The organism is Frankia sp. CoWAU3 (genome assembly GCF_977971855.1).
In genome coordinates, this window is record NZ_CDWWXB010000051.1 from 12166 (window position 1) to 18087 (window position 5922).

General features: G+C 71.3%; 4 protein-coding genes and 1 pseudogene. 3 read left to right on the plus strand and 2 right to left on the minus strand.

What is annotated here, in order from left to right; translation table 11 throughout:
• Both AC08ON_RS07355 and AC08ON_RS07360 read right to left on the minus strand, forming a co-directional pair.
• Window positions 1–827: pseudogene (locus AC08ON_RS07355) on the minus strand (serine/threonine-protein kinase); the annotation flags it as partial.
• Between the two features lie 560 nt (window positions 828–1387).
• Complete coding sequence (locus AC08ON_RS07360) at window positions 1388–2428, minus strand: Acg family FMN-binding oxidoreductase (protein WP_476606962.1); 1041 nt, start codon at window positions 2426–2428, stop codon at window positions 1388–1390.
• A 242-nt stretch (window positions 2429–2670) separates the two neighbouring features.
• On the opposite strand from AC08ON_RS07360, the gene AC08ON_RS07365 reads away from it, so the two are divergent.
• The 3 genes from AC08ON_RS07365 to AC08ON_RS07375 all read left to right on the plus strand — a co-directional run.
• Entirely contained in the window at window positions 2671–3330 is a 660-nt protein-coding gene (locus AC08ON_RS07365) for an HhH-GDP family DNA glycosylase (RefSeq protein ID WP_476606963.1), read from the plus strand.
• Window positions 3331–3414: 84 nt separating this feature from the next.
• Window positions 3415–4128 carry a type 1 glutamine amidotransferase domain-containing protein gene (locus AC08ON_RS07370; RefSeq protein WP_476606964.1) on the plus strand — a complete coding sequence of 238 codons (714 nt, stop codon included), beginning with the start codon at window positions 3415–3417 and terminating at the stop codon, window positions 4126–4128.
• 276 nt (window positions 4129–4404) lie between these two features.
• Window positions 4405–5922, plus strand: a 1518-nt coding sequence (locus tag AC08ON_RS07375) for a HelD family protein (protein ID WP_476616678.1), incomplete at its 3' end; no start/stop codon positions are given.

The following is a 5922-nucleotide window of genomic DNA, read 5'->3' on the forward strand; positions in this document are numbered from 1 at the left end:
ACGGGTCGCCGAGCAGGCGCAGCATGAGCTGCTGGGCGCTTGGGCGGGTACTCGGGTCCTTGCGCATCGCGTGCCAGACGATCGGGCGCAGCGCCGGGTCGACGTCGTCGAGTTGCGGTTCCTCGTGTAGGGCGCGGTAGAGCAGCACCTGCGCCGAGGCCTCACCGAAGGGGTAGTGCCCGGTGGCGGCGAAGGCGACGAGGCCACCCCATGCCCAGATATCGACCGCCGAGGTGATCGGCCGGCTTTCGATCTGCTCCGGGGACATGAACGCCGGCGTCCCGAGCTGCTGGAGATCGCCGGTGAGGTTGCTGCCGGCGTCCACCGCCCGGGCGATACCGAAGTCGATCACCCGGGGGCCAAACGGTGAGAGGATGACGTTCGCGGGCTTGAGGTCGCGGTGCACGATCCCGGCGCTGTGGATGGCGGTGAGCGCCGCGGCCACGCTGTTCGAGGTTGGCATCGGCGAGCGGGCCGTTGCGCTGGACGTACCGGGCGAGGGTCTCGCCCTCGATGAACTCGGTGACCAGGTAGGGCCACTCGGCGTCCGGATCGGCGTCGAGCACCTCGGCGGTGCAGACCCGGGCGACTCGCCGGGCGGTCTCGGCCTCCAGCCGGAACCGGGCTCGGAACTCGGGGTTTCCGACGGCCTCGTTCCGGATCACCTTGATGGCGACGAGCCGGCCCTTCCCGGAGCGGCCCAGATAGACCATGCCCATTCCACCCTGACCGAGTTTGCCCAGCAGCGTGTACGAGCCGAGCTCGTGGGGGTCGTCCGGGCCAAGGGGGGCGGATCGTGCCGCCACACCCGCATCCGATGACATCATCGACCTGTACCCCCACCCGCCGCGTGCCGACCGCGGCCTCGCCCGGGAACGCCGCGCAGGTCGCGGGCCCGCCGGTGGACGCGCACCGACTCTTGATCCATCATGGAATTTCCCGATCAACCATTACGGTCAACCGCTGGGAAAATCTTAGGCGAGAGTGACCGGGCACCGGGCCGTCGGGGCCCCAATAGCCCCCGCCACCTCGATGTCAACGCAGTGACAGGCATTCGGCGCCCGCGTGGCCTCCGTCATCCGGTCATGTCCTGCCACCTCGTCGGCCGGGGGCCGACCAGGGTACGGTCGGGATCTGACCGGGGCTGGCCAAGGTCCGGGCGGGGGAGTCTCCCGGGAACGCCGCGTCGCGTCCCCGGGAACCCCCGAGTCACGGCCGAGCCGTCGCGGACCTCGCGGCACCTCCGATTGCCGGTCGGTCCACCGGCGACCCGGTCTGGTCCCGATCAAAGCGGCTGGCGGCCCACGCAACCCCGTATCTGTGCGGCTTTCGCCAAATGTGTCAGGAAGGGACGTGAACGGCTGAACGTGAACGGCCGGCCATGGTGCTACGCCCGATCATTCGACCCGACGACCTCCAGGACCTCGTCAACGTCCCGGCAGGGAGTGGGGCCGAGCGGTTGCGCACCCGGCTCGGGATAGCCGGCCCGCAGGATCATCTGGACGTGCCCGAGACCGCTGGTGGTGCCGCGGAACTGCTCCCGCATGCCCTCGACGTCGATCGCCTGCGACATCGGCGACGAGGCGAGACTGAGCAAGGTGGCGGTGAGCAGCACACGTTGCATCGCCTGCCCGGCGCGCAGCCGGTCGGCGGTCGTGTCCGCATCGGTGCCGATGATCAGGATGCCGGGCCGTTCCACATCCGTCTCGTCCAGCACGGTCCCCGCCTCGCCGACCACGTCGAGGTCCCGCATCGGAAACTCGGACTGGCGCGGGGCGTCGGTGTGGACGACTGCGCTGCGCGGGATGCCGTCGGCCGACGTGGACCCCATTCGACTCCACGAGGCCAGTTCCTCCCGGTAGGCCGCGTTGTGCGCCTCGATCCAGTCCGCCCGGGACAGCAGGACGCTGACCTGGACGCGCAGCTCCGGGTCGATCGGCGCGGTAAGCCAGCAGCCCTCCGCCTCGGCCGCGGCACGCAGGCGGCTGATTACCTCGGTCGGCAACGGCTGGTCGTCGAACGGCCGGCGATCGGTGTGCCGCCGCGGGATGGCATCGGCCAACGCCCGCTCGTCGTCCTCGGTAGGCTGATGGCCGATCACCGAGATGGTGGCGAGCGGAGCGGAGCGGAAGTCGTCAACGCCGTCGGGTAGCGGCTCCACCACGGGGACCTCGCCGCGGGCCCGCAGCGCCAGCCGAGCGTTGAACAGCGCCGCTCCGCAGCTCAACAGCATCTGCCGGCCCTCGGGATCGGCGACCTTGAGCTGGCGGGTGCTGTCGGCGAGAAGGGCGAGCCGGCCTGCCTCCAGGCGCCAGCGCCACGGCTGCGTGTTATGGATGGACGGCGCCGCGGCGGATGCGGCGACCACCTCCCGAGCCAGGTCGGGAGTCAGGGGAACCAGCGCGGACCGTGCTGCTTTGGTGGGCATCTCAGCCTCCCTTCTCTCAAGTGTCTACCCCCAGCCTGCCCTCCCGACCGGGTAGAGGGCACGTGCTGAGGGGAACAGCCGGGGGCGGACCAACGGCAGGCAGGCGGAAGCCGGGCGTCGGGTAGCGAGGCGTCGGGTGGCGGGCCCGAGACACCGCCGCGGACGTGGTGGGTGGGTACCGCCCCGCCGGGGCGGCATGGACGGGGCGGAGTGATGGCGGGGATCGCGGGTAGTCCCACTGCATGGCTGGAACCGACACAGAAGCGGTGCTCGCCGAACTGCTCGCCCGGCATGGGCGGACCTACGCCGACGAGATCGGCGCCGACGTGCCGGCCGACACCGCGGAGGCGATGTTCAGGATGATCGTCTTCGCCCTGCTTGCGAGCGCACGGATCCGCACGTCGATCGCGGTCGCAGCCTGCCGTTCCCTGATGGACGCCGGCTGGACCGACGCCGCCGCCATGGCCGAGGCGACCTGGGAGGACCGTACCCGGGTGCTGAACGGCAGCGGGTACGCGCGCTACGACGAGAGCACCTCTCGGACGTTGGAGGCGGCCTGCCGTTACCTGATGGACACCTACGACGGTGATGTCCGCCGGCTGCGGGATGCCGCCGAGCACTCCCCGGACCGGGAGCGAGAGCTGCTACAGAAGATCAAGGGGATCGGGCCGGTCGGTGCCGACATCTTCCTGCGCGAGGCGCAGGCGGGATGGGACGAGCTGGTGCCCCACCTCGACGAACGCACCCGGAGAACGGCCGGAGCGCTCGGGCTGCCGACCGACCCGGCGAGGCTCGCCGCGCTGGTCGGCCGGCAGGACTTCCCGCGGCTGGTTGCCGCGCTGGTGCGGGCGCGTCTCGAGCACGACGTCACCGACCTGCGGGAGGCGGCGAGCAGGCCCTGACGCCAGTCCGGTCCCGACCCCAACCGGCGAGGCAGCAGGCAGGCAGGCAGCAGGCAGGCAGGAGTCAGGTAGGAGGACGTGTCGATGACGACGCACGACGACAGGATTCAACGCAAGATCGCGTTTCTGGTGGCGCCGGAGGGCGTCGAGCAGGCCGAACTCACCGAGCCGTGGAAGGCCATCGAGCAGGCCGGCCTGAGGCCGGTGCTGGTGTCGACGGAGGGAGGCAGGGTGCAGGCGTTCCGGCATCTGGACCCCGCGGACACCTTCCCGGTCGACATCACGGTCGCCGAGGCGGATCCCGCGGACTTCGACGCGCTGGTGCTGCCCGGCGGAGTCGCCAATCCGGACGAGTTGCGGTGGCAGCCGGGTGTTGTCGAGTTCGTCCGGTACTTCTTCGACGCCGGCCGCCCGGTGGCGTCGATCTGCCACGCTCCGTGGACCCTGATCGAGGCGGACGTGGTCCGCGGACGGCGGATCACGAGCTGGCCGAGCCTGCGTACCGATCTGCGCAACGCCGGGGCCGAGGTCGTGGACGAGCAGGTCGTCATCTGCCGGTCCGGGCCGAACACGCTGATCAGCAGCCGCAGGCCGGACGATCTGCCGGCCTTCGACAGCGCCCTGGTGGAGCATCTCACCTCGGTGGACGCCCCAGCCCGGGATGCCGTTCACCGTGGATGCGAAGGAACCGCCGGAAACGGCTCCTTCGCCCGGGCCGCTCGCTACCTCGGATCAGGTGGGTCGCTACCTCGCACCAGGTGGATCATTGCGGGGTATCCAGTCGCCGGACATCCGTAACCTGGAACAGCGATGATGCGGCATTCCGGCAGCCGGGCCGGATGGCGCGGGCCGGCTCGCCGGGGTCGCCGGGGTCGCCGGAGTCGTTCGTGGACACGCCGTCGTTGTCGTGGACATGTCATTACCAGGGTGGGGTCACCAGAGCCGGGTCACCGGGCGGGTCGGGAAGATCTGCGGGGGAGGGGCTGTTACCCTTCCTGGCTCACCTGACGGCGTCGGCTCGCAGCCCGGGAAGCCGCAATCCAAGAATCCGACCGCGACCGGGAGGGAGAGCCGGTGCCGACCACGCAGGACGTCGAGCGCGCCCGTGAACAGGCCTACCTGGACACGCTGTACATCCGGTTGGACGAGGTCCGCGAGATCACCCGTGGGCAGCTGCGCCGGGTCCTGCTGGAAAGTGGCACGGGCACCCCCCAATCACTCGTGGAACGGGACGTGTTCGCGGCGACCCACGCCGACCGGCTCGCCTGCCTCGACGCCGCCGAAGGACGGCTGTGTTTCGGCGCGATGGACTACGCCGACGGGCGCCGGACGTACATCGGCCGGATCGGCCTGTCCGACAGCGGGCAGGAACCGATCCTGGTGGACTGGCGGGCCCCGGTGGCCACCGCCTTCTACCGGGCGACGCTGGCCGATCCGCATGGTCTGGTGCGCCGGAGTCATCTGCGGACCAAGGGCCGGGAGGTCACCGGCATCGCCGACGACCCGTTGAGCCTGCCGGTCGACATGGCCACCGGCACCGGCACCGGCACGGCCACGGGCAAGTCCGGCGGGGTGACAGCGTCCGGCGACACGATGCTGCTCGAGGCGCTGGCCGCGCCCAGGACCGGGCGCATGCACGACATCATCGTCACTCTGCAGGCCGAGCAGGACCGCATCATCCGGGCGCGGGCGAACGGCGTGCTCGTCGTCGACGGTGGACCGGGGACCGGTAAGACCGCGGTGGCGCTGCACCGTGCCGCCTATCTGCTCTACAACGACCGGGCTCGGCTCGACCAGTCCGGCGTGCTGGTCGTGGGGCCGAGTCCGGTGTTCCTGCGCTACATCGACCAGGTGCTGCCCTCCCTCGGGGAGACCGGGGTGATCTTCGCCACGCCGGGACGGCTCTTTCCCGGGGTCGACGCGCACGGCGTCGAGGACGTCGCGACCGCGGCGCTCAAGGGTGATCCGAGGATGGTCGAGGTCATCGCCGCCGCCGTCAGGGACCGGCAGCGGCTGCCGCGGCGAGAGGTGCTCATCCCCTACGACGATCGCATGCTGCGCCTCGGTCGCGACACGGTCGCGCGGGCCCGCACCCGGGCGCGGCGCAGCCGCCGCCCGCACAACTCGGCCCGTCGGATCTTCCTGCGCGAGCTGGTGGCCGAGCTGACCACCCAGGTGGTGAACCAGATCCCGGGCGGGCTGCTCGACGCCGACGAACGTGGCCAGATCACCCGGGACCTGTGGTCGGAGGAGGGGGTCCGTACGGTGCTCGACGGCCTCTGGCCGCTGCTGACCCCCCAGCGGCTCCTCGAGGAGCTCTTCGCCGATCCGGCGGCCCTGGCGCGCGCGGCGGGTAGCCGGCTCACCCCGGCGGAACGATCCCTGCTCGAGGACCGGCGGACGACCGCGGCGTCCGCCCGGATCCCGGTGCAGCGCGACGGCGCGGGTACGGCGGGTACAGCGGCCGTCGATCGGGTCGATCGGGTCGATCGGGCGTGGACTCCGGCCGATGTGCCGCTGCTCGACGAGGCCGCCGAGCTGCTCGGCGACCCGGACGAGGAGACCGGCCGCGAGACCGCCCGCCGTGCCGAG

Bases quoted from the DNA above. Each gene is read 5' to 3' on its own strand.
- AC08ON_RS07360 (WP_476606962.1), bottom strand. From the start codon at position 2,428: ATGCCCACCAAAGCAGCACGGTCCGCGCTGGTTCCCCTGACTCCCGAC.
- AC08ON_RS07365 (WP_476606963.1), top strand. From the start codon at position 2,671: ATGGCTGGAACCGACACAGAAGCGGTGCTCGCCGAACTGCTCGCCCGG.
- AC08ON_RS07370 (WP_476606964.1), top strand. From the start codon at position 3,415: ATGACGACGCACGACGACAGGATTCAACGCAAGATCGCGTTTCTGGTG.